Source organism: Flavobacterium sp. AG291 (genome assembly GCF_003350375.1).
GTDB lineage: Bacteria > Bacteroidota > Bacteroidia > Flavobacteriales > Flavobacteriaceae > Flavobacterium > Flavobacterium suzhouense.
Genome location: NZ_QQAR01000010.1, coordinates 1 through 16,767, shown reverse-complemented (window position 1 = coordinate 16,767; position 16,767 = coordinate 1). Strand labels below are relative to the sequence as shown.

At 41.3% G+C, this 16,767-nt stretch carries 19 protein-coding genes; 17 read left to right on the top strand and 2 right to left on the bottom strand.

Going from position 1 to position 16,767, the window contains the following annotated elements:
- Positions 1-56: 56 nt before the first annotated feature.
- From hemA to DEU42_RS11245, 9 genes are all read left to right on the top strand, one after another.
- Positions 57-1,313 (top strand): glutamyl-tRNA reductase, encoded by a 1,257-nt coding sequence (hemA, locus tag DEU42_RS11285; protein WP_114758411.1) that lies wholly within the window; start codon positions 57-59, stop codon positions 1,311-1,313.
- Positions 1,310-2,230, top strand: a complete 921-nt coding sequence (gene hemC / locus DEU42_RS11280) for a hydroxymethylbilane synthase (protein WP_114758410.1) — start codon at positions 1,310-1,312, stop codon at positions 2,228-2,230. Before hemA ends, hemC begins: the two co-directional genes overlap by 4 nt.
- Complete coding sequence (locus DEU42_RS11275) at positions 2,230-2,895, top strand: uroporphyrinogen-III synthase (RefSeq protein ID WP_114758409.1); 666 nt, start codon at positions 2,230-2,232, stop codon at positions 2,893-2,895. The genes hemC and DEU42_RS11275 overlap by 1 nt, the downstream gene beginning before the upstream one ends.
- A 107-nt stretch (positions 2,896-3,002) precedes the next feature.
- Positions 3,003-4,028: a uroporphyrinogen decarboxylase gene (gene hemE / locus DEU42_RS11270; RefSeq protein ID WP_114758523.1), complete on the top strand. Its 1,026-nt coding sequence runs from the start codon at positions 3,003-3,005 to the stop codon at positions 4,026-4,028.
- A 75-nt stretch (positions 4,029-4,103) separates the two neighbouring features.
- Entirely contained in the window at positions 4,104-4,454 is a 351-nt protein-coding gene (locus DEU42_RS11265; RefSeq protein WP_114758408.1) for a hypothetical protein, read from the top strand.
- Between the two features lie 91 nt (positions 4,455-4,545).
- Positions 4,546-5,448 (top strand): oxygen-dependent coproporphyrinogen oxidase, encoded by a 903-nt coding sequence (gene hemF, locus DEU42_RS11260; protein WP_114758407.1) that lies wholly within the window; start codon positions 4,546-4,548, stop codon positions 5,446-5,448.
- Entirely contained in the window at positions 5,439-6,389 is a 951-nt protein-coding gene (locus tag DEU42_RS11255; RefSeq protein ID WP_147278108.1) for a DUF4421 family protein, read from the top strand. Before hemF ends, DEU42_RS11255 begins: the two co-directional genes overlap by 10 nt.
- 39 nt (positions 6,390-6,428) lie before the next feature.
- Complete coding sequence (gene hemB / locus DEU42_RS11250; RefSeq protein ID WP_114758405.1) at positions 6,429-7,424, top strand: porphobilinogen synthase; 996 nt, start codon at positions 6,429-6,431, stop codon at positions 7,422-7,424.
- 60 nt (positions 7,425-7,484) lie between these two features.
- On the top strand, positions 7,485-7,892 hold the full coding sequence (locus DEU42_RS11245; protein WP_114758404.1) for a c-type cytochrome: 408 nt from the start codon (positions 7,485-7,487) through the stop codon (positions 7,890-7,892).
- A gap of 55 nt (positions 7,893-7,947) precedes the next feature.
- Here the strand turns inward: DEU42_RS11245 and DEU42_RS11240 are convergent, their stop codons facing one another.
- Positions 7,948-8,631, bottom strand: coding sequence for a response regulator transcription factor (locus tag DEU42_RS11240; RefSeq protein ID WP_114758403.1), 684 nt, complete (start codon positions 8,629-8,631; stop codon positions 7,948-7,950).
- Positions 8,628-9,905 carry a sensor histidine kinase gene (locus DEU42_RS11235; RefSeq protein ID WP_233506659.1) on the bottom strand — a complete coding sequence of 426 codons (1,278 nt, stop codon included), beginning with the start codon at positions 9,903-9,905 and terminating at the stop codon, positions 8,628-8,630. The genes DEU42_RS11240 and DEU42_RS11235 overlap by 4 nt, the downstream gene beginning before the upstream one ends.
- A gap of 251 nt (positions 9,906-10,156) precedes the next feature.
- Between DEU42_RS11235 and DEU42_RS11230 the strand changes: the two genes are divergently transcribed.
- The 8 genes from DEU42_RS11230 to DEU42_RS11195 all read left to right on the top strand — a co-directional run bounded on the left by DEU42_RS11230 (position 10,157) and on the right by DEU42_RS11195 (position 16,659).
- A complete protein-coding gene (locus DEU42_RS11230; protein WP_114758401.1) occupies positions 10,157-10,657 on the top strand; it encodes a DUF1573 domain-containing protein in 501 nt (166 codons plus the stop codon).
- A 173-nt stretch (positions 10,658-10,830) separates the two neighbouring features.
- Complete coding sequence (locus DEU42_RS11225) at positions 10,831-11,310, top strand: hypothetical protein (protein ID WP_114758400.1); 480 nt, start codon at positions 10,831-10,833, stop codon at positions 11,308-11,310.
- Positions 11,300-11,500, top strand: a complete 201-nt coding sequence (locus DEU42_RS11220; RefSeq protein ID WP_114758399.1) for a helix-turn-helix transcriptional regulator — start codon at positions 11,300-11,302, stop codon at positions 11,498-11,500. The genes DEU42_RS11225 and DEU42_RS11220 overlap by 11 nt, the downstream gene beginning before the upstream one ends.
- Positions 11,501-11,618: 118 nt before the next feature.
- Positions 11,619-12,092, top strand: a complete 474-nt coding sequence (locus tag DEU42_RS11215; protein ID WP_114758398.1) for a methylated-DNA--[protein]-cysteine S-methyltransferase — start codon at positions 11,619-11,621, stop codon at positions 12,090-12,092.
- A 97-nt stretch (positions 12,093-12,189) separates the two neighbouring features.
- On the top strand, positions 12,190-13,404 hold the full coding sequence (locus DEU42_RS11210; protein ID WP_114758397.1) for a serine hydrolase domain-containing protein: 1,215 nt from the start codon (positions 12,190-12,192) through the stop codon (positions 13,402-13,404).
- 121 nt (positions 13,405-13,525) lie between these two features.
- Positions 13,526-14,239 (top strand): 3'-5' exonuclease, encoded by a 714-nt coding sequence (locus DEU42_RS11205; protein WP_114758396.1) that lies wholly within the window; start codon positions 13,526-13,528, stop codon positions 14,237-14,239.
- 114 nt (positions 14,240-14,353) lie between these two features.
- Positions 14,354-16,039: an ABC transporter ATP-binding protein gene (locus DEU42_RS11200; protein ID WP_114758395.1), complete on the top strand. Its 1,686-nt coding sequence runs from the start codon at positions 14,354-14,356 to the stop codon at positions 16,037-16,039.
- Positions 16,039-16,659, top strand: coding sequence for a class I SAM-dependent methyltransferase (locus tag DEU42_RS11195; RefSeq protein WP_114758394.1), 621 nt, complete (start codon positions 16,039-16,041; stop codon positions 16,657-16,659). The genes DEU42_RS11200 and DEU42_RS11195 overlap by 1 nt, the downstream gene beginning before the upstream one ends.
- Positions 16,660-16,767: the final 108 nt, after the last annotated feature.

The following is a 16,767-nucleotide window of genomic DNA, read 5'->3' as shown; positions in this document are numbered from 1 at the left end:
ATTTTTTAAAAAACGTTCACAATACTTTTGTAGAACTTTTAGGATAAGTGCGCACTATGGAGAACAATAATATATCGAGGCATCATTATTTTTATGCGGTGGGTCTGAGTTACAGGAAAGCCGATGCCGAGATAAGGGGCAAATTTAGTTTAGGAAATACGGCAAAGACTGCTTTGCTGGAGCAGGCAAAACAGGAAGGCATCGAGAGCCTTGTTGTTATATCTACCTGCAACAGAACCGAGATATACGGTTATGCCCAACACCCTTATCAGTTAATAAAACTACTTTGTGATAACAGCCAGGGTACTGTTGAAGAATTTCAGCGTGTAGCCTTTGTATATAAAAATGCTGAAGCCATCGATCACGTATTCCGTGTGGGCTCAGGACTTGACAGCCAGATATTAGGTGATTTCGAAATCATCAGCCAGATCAAGACCAGTTTTAGCGAATCAAAATCATTAGGGCTTACCAATGCTTTTATGGAACGTCTTGTAAACTGCGTGATACAGGCAAGCAAACGGATTAAAAACGAAACCGAACTTAGTTCGGGAGCCACATCGGTATCATTTGCATCGGTACAGTACATTATGAACAATGTGACCGATATCCAAAACAAGAACATACTGCTTTTTGGCACCGGCAAGATAGGACGCAATACCTGCGAAAACCTGGTTAAGCATACCAAGAACGACCACATTATCCTTGTTAACCGTACCCGTGAAAAAGCAGAACAGGTAGCCGGAAAATTTAACCTCATCGTCAAGGACTACGACCTGCTTCCGCTGGAAGTAGCTAAAGCCGATGTGCTTGTAGTTGCTACAGGAGCTCCTATGCCTACTATTGATAAAGATATTCTGGACATCAATAAACCATTGCTTATCCTTGACCTTTCTATTCCTAAAAACGTGCACAGCAATGTAACGGAACTTGAAGGTGTTACTGTGGTACATCTTGATGACCTTTCCAAAATTACAGATATTACCCTTGAAAACCGCAAGAAACATATTCCTGCTGCCGAGGCTATTATTGAAGATATTAAAGGCGAATTTACCGACTGGACAACAGCCCGAAAATTTGCCCCTACTATAAACGCCCTTAAAGAAAAGCTTAATACTATAAAAGATACTGAGCTTAACTTTCAACGCAAAAAAATAAGTAATTTTGATGAAGAGCAGGCCGAAATAATCAGCCAGCGCATTATACACAAGATTACGACACATTTTGCAAATCATCTTAAAGACCGCGATACAATGGTAGATGAAAGCATCGAATGGATCGAAAAGGTGTTTCAGATCGAACCTTCTTCCAAATGAAAAAACCAATACGAATAGGTACCCGCGATAGCGAACTTGCCCTTTGGCAGGCGCATACCGTAGAACGCAAACTGAATCAGTTAGGGTATCCGACACAAATTGTTGCCGTAAAATCTACCGGAGACATTATTCTCGATGTCCCGCTATACGAACTTGGCATTACCGGTATTTTTACTAAAACACTGGATGTTGCCATGATAAAAGGCGAGGTAGACATTGCAGTACATTCCATGAAAGACGTGCCTACCGCATTGCCAAAAGGCATAGTGCAGGCAGCCGTTTTAGAGCGTGCTAATGTAAACGACATTCTTGTACATAAAGGGAATACCGATTTCCTTCATGATAATGGTACTATCGCAACAGGCAGCCTTCGCCGACAGGCACAATGGCTGCACCGCTACCCTAATCATAATGTAACCGACCTTCGCGGTAATGTAAATACCCGTTTGCAGAAGCTCAAAGACAACAACTGGGATGGGGCTGTTTTTGCCGCTGCCGGATTGGAGCGCATTAACCTGCTTCCTGAAAATTATATCGATCTGGACTGGATGATTCCGGCTCCTGCGCAGGGTGCTATGGTAGTAGTTGCTATGGAAAACGACCTTTACAGTCTTGAAGCTCTGGCAAAACTAAACCATGCCGAAACCGAATTGTGCACCCGTATTGAACGTCAGTTCCTGCGAACGCTTGAGGGTGGCTGTACGGCTCCTATAGGCGCATTGGCAACCAATATAGACGGAGATATCCGTTTTGAGGGTGTACTATTATCAATAGATGGCAAAGAACGGATCCATATAGAAAAAGTGATGGATACCGATGAAGACGCGGCAGAATTTGGCAACAAATGTGCCCATGAAGTGCTGAATAATGGCGGTAGCGAACTAATGGCGAAGATTAAGGACCAACTGAAAAAATAATGGAAACCTTTCGTGTGCTGTCTACCAAAAAGCTTTTGGCAAACCATAAGCAATTCCTGCTCAATGCAGGGTTGGCAGTGGTAGAAGCTGATTTTATCTCGGTTAGCCTGAAACGTTTTGAGATTGGCACCGCAAAGGATAACCTGATATTCACCAGTCAGAATGCGGTAATTAGCTTTTTGCACAATGGCGATTCGGCACAGCTTAAGGATAAGGGTATCTTTTGTGTAGGCATAAAAACCAAAGCAGCCCTTGAACATTACGGCTACACCGTAAAGGTCTGCACCGATTATGCCGAAGAGCTTGCCAAAACGATTACTCAAGGTTATGCCGATGAAAGCTTTACTTTTTTCTCGGGCAACCTGAGAAGAGATACGCTACCGGAAGCATTAAAAGCCGCCGGAATTGAAATGAATGAGATTCAGGCGTATGAAACAGTGCTTTCGCCACACACGATTAAGAGCAAACTGAATGGCATACTTTTTTACAGCCCAAGCGGCGTAGAAAGTTACCTGAAAGAAAACAACATTACGAATGAAACCTGCTTTTGCATTGGTACAACTACGGCAAACGCATTGAAAGATATAACACAAAATGTAGTGATTGCTAATCAGCCATCGGTTGAGAATGTGATTATACAGTGTATAAATTATTATAAGAAATAGTAAATGACGTTCGTCATTGCGAGGAGGAACGACGAAGCAATCTAGAGATTGCCACGCTCCGATACTCTCCGCTCGCAATGACAGAGCCGGATATAACAAAAACAAACATGAGCATAAAAAACGACCTTTTCTTAAAAGCATTACGCAACGAGACAGTAGAACGCCCACCGGTATGGATGATGCGCCAGGCAGGCAGGTACTTACCTGAATTCCGTGCACTGCGCGACAAGTATGATTTCTTTACCCGCTGCCAGACGCCTGAGCTTGCTGCCGAGATTACGGTACAGCCTATCCGTATCGTAAAACCGGATGCTGCCATCCTTTTCTCTGATATCCTTGTGGTACCACAGGCTATGGGTATTGAAGTATTGATGAAAGAAAGTGTAGGTCCGTTTTTACCAAACCCTATACGCACTGCTCAGGACGTAGAGAAAGTACGCGTACCGGACATTCACGAAACCCTTGGTTACGTAATGGATGCCATTAAGCTGACAAAAGAAATGCTGAACGACGAAGTGCCGCTTATCGGTTTCGCAGGTTCGCCATGGACGATCTTCTGTTATGCGGTAGAAGGAAAAGGCTCAAAAAGTTTTGATACAGCCAAAGGTTTTTGCTTTTCGCAGCCTGAAGCGGCGCACGCACTACTTCAGAAAATTACCGATACTACCATTGCTTACCTTAAAGAAAAAGTAAAAGCAGGTGTAAACGCCGTACAGGTATTTGACAGCTGGGGTGGTATGCTATCACCTGTAGACTATCAGGAATTCTCATGGAAATATATCAACCAGATCGTAGAAGCACTGGCTCCCGAAACACACGTTATCGTGTTTGGAAAAGGTTGTTGGTTTGCTCTTAACGATATGGCACAAAGCAAGGCATCGGCACTTGGTGTAGACTGGACATGCTCGGCACGCAATGCCCGTTACCTTTCAGGCGGAAGAATTACACTACAAGGTAATTTTGATCCGTCACGACTGTTATCGCCTATACCAACCATCAAAAAAATGGTTCACCAAATGATCGATGAGTTTGGCAAAGACAATTATATTGTAAATTTAGGCCACGGCATACTGCCTAACATTCCGGTAGACCATGCCAAAGCATTTATTGACGCGGTGAAGGAATATAAATAGTATTCAGTTGGCAGTAGCAGTCGGCAGTTCCTCTCTGACTGAATACTGACCACTGACCACTGCAAACTAAAGATTATGTCCCTAAGCTTAGGACTACGCGACGAAGAGAATGAAAGGATAAACAACATCCTGAACAAGCTTATGGAACTGGCTTATGTTCCTGAAGGCTGGCTGAAAGATGAAGCACAACCGTTGCTTACCCAGCTTGGATTGTCTTATGAAAGCCTTGCTGCCATGACAGGTGATGAACTGAATGCTCATATAACCAAACTGCATTTTGACTTTGCTAATATGGAACGCCTGGCCGATATACTGGCTGCTAATCCTACCTTTAAGGACAAGGCCATCGCTTTGTACAATTTCACACAGGTCGAAAGCAAGATGTTCTCGTTTGATATTTTTAATAAGATAAATGCGCTGAAATAATCTCTGAGATTTCTCCTGTCGTCGAAATGACATATGTTGTCATTCTGAGCGAAACGCAGTGAAGTCGAAGAATCTCAAAGCTGTGAACCATATGAAAAATAAATTTTACCAATACATACAACAGTTGCAGGACACCATCACTTCAGGACTTGAAGCGGTAGATGGTACTGCAAAATTCCGTGAGGATATATGGGAACGTGCCGAAGGTGGTGGCGGACGTACACGCGTTATTGAAAATGGCAGCGTGTTCGAAAAAGGTGGGGTAAATATCTCTGCCGTACATGGCCCGTTACCTCCGGCAATGCAGGCTTATTTTAAAGTGGGTGATGTAGATTTCTTTGCCTGCGGACTGAGTTTGGTTATCCACCCAAAGAATCCTTTTGTGCCTACAGTGCATGCCAACTGGCGTTATTTTGAAATGTATGATAAACAAGGTAATGTAGTAGACAGCTGGTTTGGCGGTGGGCAGGACCTGACTCCTTACTACCTGTTTGACGAGGATGCGAAACATTTTCACCAGACCTGTAAAACGGCCTGTGACAAACATAACCCTGACTTTTACGCAAAGTTCAAAAAACAATGCGACGAGTACTTTTGGAACGCTCACCGTGATGAAGCACGCGGCATAGGCGGATTGTTCTTTGACCACTGCAAGGCTTCTGAAAACTTCAGTATAGACAACTGGTATGATTTCGTAACAGAAGTTGGTAATAGTTTCCTTCAGGCTTATGTACCGATTGTAGAACGAAGAAAGGACATTCCTTATAATGAAGAAAACCGTACCTGGCAGGAAATTCGCCGTGGGCGTTATGTGGAATTCAACCTTGTACACGATAAAGGAACGCTGTTCGGGCTTAAGACCAATGGGCGTATGGAGAGTATATTAATGAGCCTTCCACCACATGTGCAATGGGTATATGATCATCATCCGGCAGCAGGAAGCGAAGAAGAACGACTGATAAAAATACTGGCAAATCCGATAGATTGGGTGTAAACAGATACATAGCAGCAATGTTGTTTACAGGCAGCGGTTGTTTTGCACAAACCGACAGCCTCAGTAATCCCTATATTCAAAAATTTGAAGACAAGATATCAACACAGCTGTTTATACTGAATACCTCAAATCAATTTACTCTTGACTATAGCCAGGAAAACCTAACTGTAGATTTGGTTCCGAACCAAAAGACCACCTTAGGTGTTTCGGTTCAGTACGATTTCATTTCTTTCAGTTTTGGTATTGCGCCTAAATTCTTTGCCGAAAACAAAGACAATAAAGGCTCTAAGATGACAGCATACAGCATGACCCTTTTCCCGGGCAGATGGATGCAGCATTTTGATCTTATCTACCAAAAAGGAATCTCCCTAGAGGCTCCTCAGACTACTATATACTATTCGGGATTAAAAACCTTTAAAGTAGGCGGAAGCACTTCCTATGTCTTCAATAAGAATTATTCGTTCAGGGCACTGGCTTTCCAAAGCGAACGCCAACTGAAAAGTGCCGGAAGTTTTGCACCTCAGCTTTCGTATTATTATACCGAACTGAACGGCAATAAAACCGAAGACCTTAAAGGCAAGTCTTACTTTATAGATGTTGCGCTGTCTCCGGCATATAATTACAACTGGGTTATCGCTAAAAATTTTTTGGTTGCCGGAGGTATTTCCCTCGGCGGCGGAATAACGTACATGAATGATGAGGGCGAAGATGAAACCCATTTTTTGAGTACAGCTTCGCTAAGCATTTCGTTAGGATATAATTCAGATACCTTTTACGGCGGACTCTACACAAAAGGTACCGCATCGAACCATAACACCGAAAGCAAAGTAGAAATGAATGATGCTGTAAGCTTTGGGACGATATTTTTTGGTTATCGGTTTAATGCCCCGGATGCTTTGACAAGAGAAAAAAATAAAATAAAAACTAAATACAATTTATAGACTGACAACCGTCAACTGTAAACTTAAAACATAATAATCATGTTTCCAATACACAGAGACCGCAGACTACGCACCAACGAATCCATCCGTTCGCTGGTACGTGAAACCATACTGACGCCAAACGACTTTATGTTCCCAATGTTCATTGCCGAAGGAAAAAATGTAGAAGTGGCTATCCCATCTATGCCGGGAATATTCCGCCGTTCCATCGACCTTACCGTTAAGGAAGTAAAAGAGCTTTGGAGCCTTGGTATAAAAGCCGTAAACATTTATGTAAAAGTAGACGACAAGTTAAAAGACAATACCGGAAAAGAAGCCTGGAACCCCGATGGACTGATGCAGCGCGCTATCAAAGCCATTAAAGATGCTGTTCCTGAAATTATCGTTATGCCCGATGTGGCTCTTGATCCCTACTCTATATACGGACACGATGGCATTATCAAAAATGGTGATGTGGCTAATGACGAAACCGTAGATGCCATTGTTCGCATGGCGGTATCTCATGCAGAGGCCGGAGCCGATTTTGCAGCACCAAGCGATATGATGGACGGCAGGGTGTTGCGTCTTCGCGAAGGACTGGACAGTGCAGGTTTTCAGCATGTAGGCATTATGAGCTACAGCGCTAAATATGCATCTTCTTTTTACGGACCTTTCAGGGATGCACTTGACAGTGCCCCGAAAGAATCGGAAGTGAAAGTTCCGAAAGATAAAAAGACCTATCAGATGGATTATGCAAATCGCATCGAGGCCATTAGAGAAGCATTGCATGATGTAGAAGAAGGTGCTGACATTGTCATGGTAAAACCGGGCATCGCTTATCTGGATATCGTTCGCGAAGTGAAGAATGCTGTTAATGTACCGGTATCGGTATATCATGTGTCGGGCGAATATGCCATGATCAAGGCTGCTGCCGAAAGAGGCTGGCTGGACAACGACAAGATTATGATCGAGCAGCTTCACTGTATTAAGCGCGCAGGAGCCGATATTATATCGACGTATTTTGCCAAAGAAGCCGCTATACTTTTGAATAAATAATTTAACTACGCCCCTTCATTATGAAGGGGCGGTTGTTTTTATATTTGCAAAAACTTTGAAATGAAACACAAACTAATCATACCTTTCCTTGCCCTTTCTCTTTTTTCATGCAAAAAAGCAGAAGAGAAAAAAGACGCATCTTACACTACAAGCGAAACAGTTTCTGAAGGCGCAACGGCAGACCTCAGCCCTTCTGAACAATTAGGCCAGGAAATCTTTGACGGAAAAGGAAACTGCTTCTCTTGCCATAAGACCGACCAAAAGATTATTGGACCAAGCGTAATTGAAATTGCAAAAATATACAAAGAGAAAAATGGCAATATGGTCGAGTTCCTTAAAGGCAATGGCGAGCCATTGGTAGACCCTTCTCAATATGCGGTAATGCAGGCCAACTTTGCCATCACTAAGAATTTTACTGATGAGGAACTGAAATCACTTGAGGATTATTTCTATAGTGTTGCCCCCTAACCCCCCAAAGGGGGAATTGCAATACGTGAAAAGCTCCCCTTTGGGGTTGGGGGCTTTACGGTACTACAAGCTTAAACCCTATCCTAGGGATATTTTCAATTCTGATAGTTTCATCGTCCTTGAAAATTTTGCGTAAACGTGAGATAAAAACGTCCATGCTTCGTCCCATGAAATAATCGTCGGTACCCCAAAGTTCCCTAAGGATCTTTTCGCGTTTCAGGATGGTATTCTTGTTGTCAATGAAAAGCTTTAGCAATGCCGATTCCCTTTCGGTAAGGCTTATTTTTTCATCGCCTTTTATCACTACATAATTTTCAGGATCGAAGGTAAATGAGCCTATGATGCATGCGGTACTTTTTGATGGTGTAACCTTGTGGCTGCGTTGCAGGAAAACCTCAATTTTCAGGATAAGTTCCTCAATGCTGTAAGGCTTTATGAGGTAATCATCTGCACCAAGCTTCAGCCCTTTTATACGGTCTTCCTTAAGTGTTTTAGCTGAAAGGAAAATAATAGGTACGGCAAGGTTACGTTCCCGTATGGATGCGGCAAGCTCAAAGCCATCCATCTCAGGTAGCATCACATCTAGTATACACAGGTCAAACTCTTCTTTTTTAAAAGCTTCAAAAGCATCCTTCCCGTTAGCAAAATGTACCACCTCATAGTATTGCTCTAAGTTATCTGACGTTAGGAACGCCAGCGTATTATCGTCTTCTACGTATAAAATTTTCTTTCGGCTCATACAATGCTGCTTTTAGGAATATGAATAGTAATGGTGATGCCACCACTCTCATTATTATGAATGCTTATTTTCCAACCGTGAAGTTCGCATATCTTTTTTACATAAAAAAGCCCGATGCCAAAACCTTCCACCTCGGTCTTGTTCTCTCTTGGCACCCTGTAAAAACGATCGAACACATAATCAATATGTTCAGGGGCGATACCCGGACCGTTATCCCTAAAACTTATTGCAAGTCCTTTACCTGGCTCACTTATAGTAATCGTTATTTCAGGTTTGCCCGTACTGTATTTTACAGCATTCTCTACTATGTTGTATGCAATATTGTAAAAGTGAAATTCGTCAGCTTTTATAAAATATTCAGGTTTGGCGCTCTTTAAAGTGATAACCGCATTTTCAAATTTTATTGAAGCATTCTCACGAACAAGTTCCAGACGCTCTACCAAATCAAACTCCTTTTTCTCTAACGATACCAACGACGATTCTGTCTTGGCCACCGAAAGTATACGTTCTATATGCTGGTTAAGCTTATTGCTTTGCTCAATTATAATTTTAAGGTATTTGTTCAGTTTCGGATCGTTTTCAATGGCTTGCTGTTTCGCAGCATAATTAGAAGCAATAAGAATGGACGATAATGGCGTTTTGAACTCATGCGTCATGTTATTGATAAAATCCTTTTGGAGCTCGGTATATTTCTTTTGTTTGAGCATCAGGAAAACCGAATACACATAAATTATCAGTACAAGGAACAATACACCCGTATAAATCCAGTACTGCTGAAGCGAAGAAATGTAGCTGTATCGCAGTTGCGGAAAACGTACCGCAAAATAATAAACCAAACCTGCACGCTTGGTAAAACATTTTTCACATTTAACCTTATCGGTCCTTGCTTTACCCGCAGCGGTTATATATTCTCCATACATCATCTCGTCAGATCCGCAATCGTAAATGGCATATTCATAATCCATGTCCAGCTTAACTTTCTGGAACTCATTTTGAAGGTACACTTCAAGTATTTCTGCCTCAAAAACATCATTTACATTCACAACATAATAATCTTCCGACACTTTTTTTATAGGCGTTTCGGCAGGAAGTTCATTGTTATTGTCTCTGTAAATCTTGTTTACCACATCCTGCAATGCGAAGTGGATTTTCTCGCCAACCTCCTTTTTTTCGAAGGTATACGCCTGGTTAAGCATCACAAGCTGCATGCTCAAAACCCCTACAATTGCAAGTAAACCAATAAAAACTATTATATTTAACGTGTTGAATTTCAATTTTGGAATGTTATTTGTTTAACCGGTTACGGTTTTTATTTATAAATAGTATATTGCTTCCAAAAATAGCAAAACAATAATGTAGTATAAAATTAGTGAAGGGCTGTATATAAAAAACGCTGAAACAACGACCGTTAACATGTCATTAACAATACTTTGAAAGCGATTAACAAATTGGAAGATTTTACTAAATATATTTGTGTAATAGAAAACTGAAAAAATTTAATAACTAATATTAATTGATTACGATTATGAAAACTTTAAAATTATCTACTCTTGCACTTGTTGGTGCTTTCTTCTTTGTTGCTCAGGGTGCTTCTGCACAAACAGCTACGGCTAAAAAAGCTGCTGCTGCTCCTGCTGCTACTGCTGCAACACAAGAAGCTCCAAAAAACATGACTCCATCTGGAATCACTTGGAAAGAAGATACTCACAACTTTGGTGATATTGAGAAAGGTAAACCGGTTTCTCACGAGTTTACTTTCAAAAACACTACAAAACAAACTGTACTTATCACTAATGTAAAAGCGTCTTGCGGATGTACAGCTACAAACTACACTAAGACTCCTGTTAAACCAGGTGAGTCTGCTACTGTAACTGCAACTTTTAACGCTGCATCTCCGGGAAGCTTCACTAAAAACGTAACTGTAACTACAAACGACAGCGACGTAAACAAAATCCTTACTATCAAAGGTAAAGTTTTAGCTCCTGCTACTGAGGCTGCTCCGGTAACTGCACCTACAGCTAACTAATTCGTATATCATCTTACTATATATAAGGCCTTCCGCTTTGCGGAGGGCTTTTTTTGTGAACTGTTTTGACGCGAATTCTTTACTAAAAGAATTTTTTATTTTACAAAATGTAAAGTTTGTTTGTCATATTGGAAATTTTATTTTACATTCGTTTCAACTTAAATCCAATCATCATGAAAACGAATTATTTATTTCCGCACAAGTTTAAAACAATAAGCGGTATAATGTTTATTGTCGCAACATTAGTAATGTTCTATCTTCTATTAATAGACGATTCAGAAATCATCAATTTAGACATAACAGTTTTTGCCGTAATGAACGATGATATCTTTGGGAAAATGAAATATTTTGAGTTTATACCCAATGATATATTTGATGAGCTTTTAATATCAGTATTTGTGATAAGCGGGCTTGTTTTTGCCTTTTCAAAAGAAAAGATCGAAGATGAAATGACGGCGAAAATAAGGTTAGAAAGCCTGGTTTGGTCAACCTATGTAAATTATTTACTTTTCTTTTTATGTGTATGGTTTGTATACGGATCTATAATCTATACCGTAATGATGATTGCCCTCTTTACACACCTTTTATTTTTCATTATCCGTTTTAACTGGAAATTGTATACATTTAAACACTCCGCAGATCATGAAGAATAATATAAAAGTGCAACGCGCCATATTTAACCTTACCCAGCAGGATCTTGCTGACAGGATTGGCGTTAGCCGTCAGACCATAAATGCCATGGAAGCCGGAAAATTTGTACCGTCAACTGTATTGGCATTAAAGATCTCCCGCCTTTTTGAAAAACCCGTTAATGAGATTTTCGAATTAGGGGAAGAGGATTAAAAATATAAAAAGTAACAGACCCCTACCCCTCTTGAGAGGGGTAGGGGTCTGTCAATTATCACAACATTCACTACCTTTATCCAATAATCCAGCAGTCTAAAAATCTAATAATCCCTAAATGGAACAGACTCATATAAAAACACCGCTTGGCATTACCCTTATTGAGGGTGATGAAAACGGCATCTGTAAAATATGGGTATTGGATGAAGAACTTCCTGTTACTAAAAAAATACCAGCAACTCTTAAGAACGCAGCCCTGCAGCTAACCGAATATTTTGACGGCAAACGCAATACTTTTGATTTTCCGCTCAATCCTCAGGGCACCGATTTCCAAAAAAAGGTATGGAAAGCCCTGCTCGAAATCCCGTTTGGAAAAACAACATCTTATCAGGAACTCTCCATAAAATTAGGCGATGTAAAAGCCATCCGAGCAGTAGCATCGGCTAATGGCAAAAATCCGCTTTGGGTAGTTGTGCCCTGCCACAGGGTTATTGGATCTGATGGCTCATTAACCGGATATGCCGGAGGATTATGGCGTAAAAAATGGCTGCTGGAACACGAAACACCTCCCATTCAGCAGAGTTTGTTTTGATCCTGTTTAGTGCAAATTGATTATAATTCGTATAATATCAGACTCAAAACCTAACCATTTTTTATGTAAATTCGTCATAACATCCTAACCGATACTTATGAAAAAATTCCTTCTTTGGTTTGTTGGCATTATTGCTGCAATCATTGCCCTGATGTACATTTTTGATGTTGATTATCTTATAAAAGCTGTTCGCGTAGTGTATCTTCACGGTAAGACTACCGCCTATCTTGATGACTACACCCATTTTGATAACCGCACCATTAAAAAAGGCACTTCACAACCCTGGGCTACCCATAAGGACTACAATAAAGTAAAAGCAACCCAAAGACTTGAAGAAGTTCATAAAGAGCTTGGTACTGTAGCTTATCTTATCATTAAAAATGACAGCATCTGGCACGAAAGCTATTACGACGGTTATGGTAAAGACTCCAAATCGAACTCTTTCTCTATGGCGAAAACCGTGGTTACAGCCGCTATGTTTAAAGCCATTATGGAAGGTAAGATAAAAAGCCTTGATCAACCTGTTTCCGATTATTTCCCTGAATTTGGCAAAGGTCTTGCAGCAAAGCTTACCGTGGGCGACCTTTCGTCTATGAGCACAGGCCTTGACTGGGGCGAGCAGTACAGCAGTGCTTTTTCTATCACTACCCGAGCTTACTTTGGCGACCACCTTTGGGACACCATGCTTGGAGTTCCGGTTATAAAAGAACCGGGTAAGGAATTCGAGTACGTAAGCGGTGCCACCGAGCTTCTGGCAATGGTAATTACGAAAGCTACCGGCGAAACGCTTTCTGACTACGTATCTAAAAAATTCTGGCAGCCAATGGGGGCCGATAACGATGCACTCTGGCAAATTGACAAACCTGATGGCATCGAAAAAGCCTACTGCTGCATTGCAAGTAATGCCCGCGATTTTGCCCGCTTTGGAAAACTGCTTAAACATAACGGAAAATGGAACAATGAGCAGATTTTAGATAGTACGGCTGTAGCCAAAATGACGCATGCGCGTTTTCCTGCCTCACCGCAATATGCCTATGGGGTTTGGCTTAACAACTATATGGGTAAAGACATGTATTACCTTCGTGGACACTTGGGCCAGTTTGTAATCGTGATTCCTGAAGATGATATTATTATTGTTCGCTTGGGCCATATCAAAGGACTGCAAACTACTACCGACCCGCACAGCAACGACTTTTATGTATATGTAGACGAAGCCTACAAAATGATGGGACTTATGAAGCCCAATGAAGGTAAAGGCAACAGCCTGCCCATGACTAAAGAAGAGGCAGAAGTAACAGCAATGAAAAAGTAAAACAACCCCGATTGGTCATTGCGAGCCTGCCTGCCGGCAAAGGCAGGGAGGTACGACGAAGCAATCTCAGATTGCAACGCTCCATTATATTGCGCTCGCAATGACGAAACGTTGACAAAATATGCTAGAAAGAATAAATCTCGAAAATATACTTTTCCTTGATATAGAAACGGTTCCTGAGCAACCCAACTATACCCTTCTTGACGAAGAGACCCAACTCCTTTACGACCTGAAAACACACTATCAGCGTAAAGATGGGCAGTCGCCTGAAGAGTTTTATGAAAAAGCAGGCATCTGGGCAGAGTTTGGCAAGATCGTATGCCTTTCTGTGGGTTACTTTACGTTTAAGGGGGATATCCGCCACTTCAGGGTAACGTCTTTTCATGGGGAAGAGTCAAAAATATTAAAAGACTTCAACAACCTGCTGAACAATCACTTCAGCCAGCCACAACATATTATGTGCGGACACAATGCCAAGGAATTCGATTTTCCATTCATTGCACGGCGTATGATAATCAACAACATAGCGATACCGCTTAAGCTGAACCTTTTTGGCAAAAAACCGTGGGAAGTACCGCATCTGGACACCATGGAGCTTTGGAAATTTGGCGATTATAAAAGTTTTACTTCACTAAAGCTGCTAACTAAAATATTAGGCATCCCCTCGCCCAAAGGCGATATCGATGGCAGCCAGGTAGGTTATGTATACCACGTAGAGAAAGACATTGACCGTATAGTGACCTATTGCGAAAAAGACGTTATCGCAGTGGCACAGGTACTGCTTCGTTTTAGAAGAGAAGAGCTTTTGGTGGATGATGAGATTATACATGTTTAGTGGTTTGAAGTCCGAAGTCAGAGGCTCCATTCACTATCCATATTACCAATATACCATCTCCTAACTTCGGACATCCGACTTCGGACTTCGGACAAAAATGCCTATTTTTACTTCATGAATAACCCTCTCCTCCATATAGACCACGTTACCATTTCAGCCCGTAAAGAAGGCCAGTGGATTCCCATAGTAAAAAACAGTTCATTTACTTTGAATGAAAATGAGATACTTGGTATTGTGGGTGAATCAGGTTCAGGTAAATCGGTTACTTCATTAGCCGTTATGGGCTTATTACCCAAAGGTATATTGGCTATAACCGAAGGAAAAATTGAGTTTGATGGCAAGGATATTTCGGCCATGAGCCAAAAGGAGCTTCGCAGCCTTCGTGGGAATGACATTGCTATGATATTTCAAGAACCTATGAGTTCGTTGAATCCATCATTAAAATGTGGCTATCAGGTAGAAGAAATATTAAAAGAACATACATCACTTACCGCGGCAGCAATAAAACAGGAGGTGCTTTCTCTTTTTGAAAAAGTAAAACTCCCAAATCCTGAAAAGATATACAACCGTTATCCTCATGAGATATCGGGAGGGCAAAAGCAGCGCGTTATGATCGCTATGGCCATTGCCTGCAAGCCTAAAATACTTATTGCCGACGAACCTACCACGGCTCTTGATGTTACCGTTCAGCAGGAAATCATACTGTTGCTGAAAGAACTGCAGCAGGAAACCAAAATGAGCATCATATTTATTTCACATGACCTTTCATTGGTATCTGAGATTGCCAACAGGGTTATCGTAATGTTTAGGGGTGAAATCGTTGAACAGGGCGAATCTGCAGAAATATTCCATGATCCAAAACACACCTATACCAAAGCGCTTATCAGTTCGCGACCGTCGCTTGATGTACGCCTTAAGCGACTACCTACCATTCAGGACTACCTTGAAGGCACTGTAAATCCGGAAGAAGTAACGCCACAGCAGCGTGCGGCACATCTGGAAAAACTATACAGCCAAACGCCATTGCTTGAAGTGAAGAATGTAGAAAAAGAATACGTATCGTCGGCAGGGTTATTTGGTAAAAATGTAAGCTTTAAAGCGGTTGACGATGTAAGCTTTAAGATATATGAAGGCGAGACCCTCGGCCTTGTCGGCGAATCGGGTTGCGGAAAATCGACACTTGGTAATGCCATACTACAACTTGACAAAGCCACTGCAGGAACTATACTATACCGTGGTGTTGACCTGACGAAACTATCAACCGGAGAAATTCGCGACCTGCGTAAAGAGATACAGATCATTTTTCAGGATCCCTATTCATCGCTTAACCCGCGTATTACTGTAGGGAAAGCCATCATGGAACCAATGCAGGTGCACAAGCGTTACAAAAATGACAAGGAACGTCGTGAAAAGACCATCGAAATACTAAACCGAGTAGGATTGGGCGAAGAACACTTTAACCGTTATCCACATGAGTTTTCGGGAGGTCAGCGACAGCGTATCGGGATTGCCCGAACCATTGCCCTTCAGCCTAAGCTTATTGTTTGTGATGAGTCGGTTTCTGCGCTGGATATTTCGGTACAGGCACAGGTGCTTAACCTGCTTAACGAGCTAAAGGAAAACTTTGGGTTTACCTATATTTTCATATCACACGACCTTGCCGTGGTAAAATACATGAGCGACCAGGTACTGGTTATGAACAAAGGAAAAATTGAAGAAATGAATGAAGCCGATGCCCTCTATGCGCATCCGCAGAAAGACTATACTAAAAAGCTAATTGCTGCTATACCGAAGAATTAATGGAAGACTTCAACAGACAAGACCACTGGCAAAACATCTACGATACCAAGCAATTAACGGATGTAAGCTGGTACCAGCCGATACCACAAACATCACTTGATTTTGTAGTAAAGAACAACCTGCCTAAAACAGCAAAGATTATTGATATAGGTGGTGGTGACAGTTTTTTTGCTACGCAATTACTGGATATGGGCTATACCGATATCACTGTGCTGGATATATCAGAAATAGCACTGGAAAGAGCTAAAGAAAGACTGGGCAATAATGCCCGTAAAATAAAATGGATTGTTGCCGATGCTGCACATTTTGAACCTATAGAGAAATATGATTTCTGGCATGATCGTGCGGCTTTTCATTTCCTTACCGAAGAAAAAGACATTATCAATTATGTTATCACTGCCAATGCAGCACTAAGTAATAATGCACTACTTACCATAGGAACATTTTCTGAAAATGGCCCTAAAAAATGTAGCGGTATTGATATAAAGCAATATTCCCAGCAAGAATTAAATGAAGCCTTCACCAAAGATTTTGAAAAACTGGAATGCTTCAACATTGACCATAAAACTCCCTTTGATACCATCCAGAATTTTACATTTTGTAGTTTTAGAAAAAGATAGGCGTATACTATGCCATTTCGATTTCTATGATATAACCAAATCTTTTTGATAAAAGGTTTGGTTTTTTATTACCGCAAAAACCCGATGGATTATTTTATTTCTAACAGC

Bases quoted from the DNA above. Each gene is read 5' to 3' on its own strand.
- DEU42_RS11210 (WP_114758397.1), top strand. From the start codon at position 12,190: ATGAAAAAATTCCTTCTTTGGTTTGTTGGCATTATTGCTGCAATCATT.
- DEU42_RS11245 (WP_114758404.1), top strand. From the start codon at position 7,485: ATGAAACACAAACTAATCATACCTTTCCTTGCCCTTTCTCTTTTTTCA.
- DEU42_RS11240 (WP_114758403.1), bottom strand. From the start codon at position 8,631: ATGAGCCGAAAGAAAATTTTATACGTAGAAGACGATAATACGCTGGCG.
- DEU42_RS11265 (WP_114758408.1), top strand. From the start codon at position 4,104: ATGTCCCTAAGCTTAGGACTACGCGACGAAGAGAATGAAAGGATAAAC.
- DEU42_RS11220 (WP_114758399.1), top strand. From the start codon at position 11,300: ATGAAGAATAATATAAAAGTGCAACGCGCCATATTTAACCTTACCCAG.
- DEU42_RS11205 (WP_114758396.1), top strand. From the start codon at position 13,526: ATGCTAGAAAGAATAAATCTCGAAAATATACTTTTCCTTGATATAGAA.
- DEU42_RS11215 (WP_114758398.1), top strand. From the start codon at position 11,619: ATGGAACAGACTCATATAAAAACACCGCTTGGCATTACCCTTATTGAG.
- DEU42_RS11200 (WP_114758395.1), top strand. From the start codon at position 14,354: ATGAATAACCCTCTCCTCCATATAGACCACGTTACCATTTCAGCCCGT.
- hemC (WP_114758410.1), top strand. From the start codon at position 1,310: ATGAAAAAACCAATACGAATAGGTACCCGCGATAGCGAACTTGCCCTT.
- hemA (WP_114758411.1), top strand. From the start codon at position 57: ATGGAGAACAATAATATATCGAGGCATCATTATTTTTATGCGGTGGGT.
- hemF (WP_114758407.1), top strand. From the start codon at position 4,546: ATGAAAAATAAATTTTACCAATACATACAACAGTTGCAGGACACCATC.
- hemB (WP_114758405.1), top strand. From the start codon at position 6,429: ATGTTTCCAATACACAGAGACCGCAGACTACGCACCAACGAATCCATC.
- DEU42_RS11275 (WP_114758409.1), top strand. From the start codon at position 2,230: ATGGAAACCTTTCGTGTGCTGTCTACCAAAAAGCTTTTGGCAAACCAT.
- DEU42_RS11225 (WP_114758400.1), top strand. From the start codon at position 10,831: ATGAAAACGAATTATTTATTTCCGCACAAGTTTAAAACAATAAGCGGT.
- DEU42_RS11195 (WP_114758394.1), top strand. From the start codon at position 16,039: ATGGAAGACTTCAACAGACAAGACCACTGGCAAAACATCTACGATACC.
- DEU42_RS11230 (WP_114758401.1), top strand. From the start codon at position 10,157: ATGAAAACTTTAAAATTATCTACTCTTGCACTTGTTGGTGCTTTCTTC.
- hemE (WP_114758523.1), top strand. From the start codon at position 3,003: ATGAGCATAAAAAACGACCTTTTCTTAAAAGCATTACGCAACGAGACA.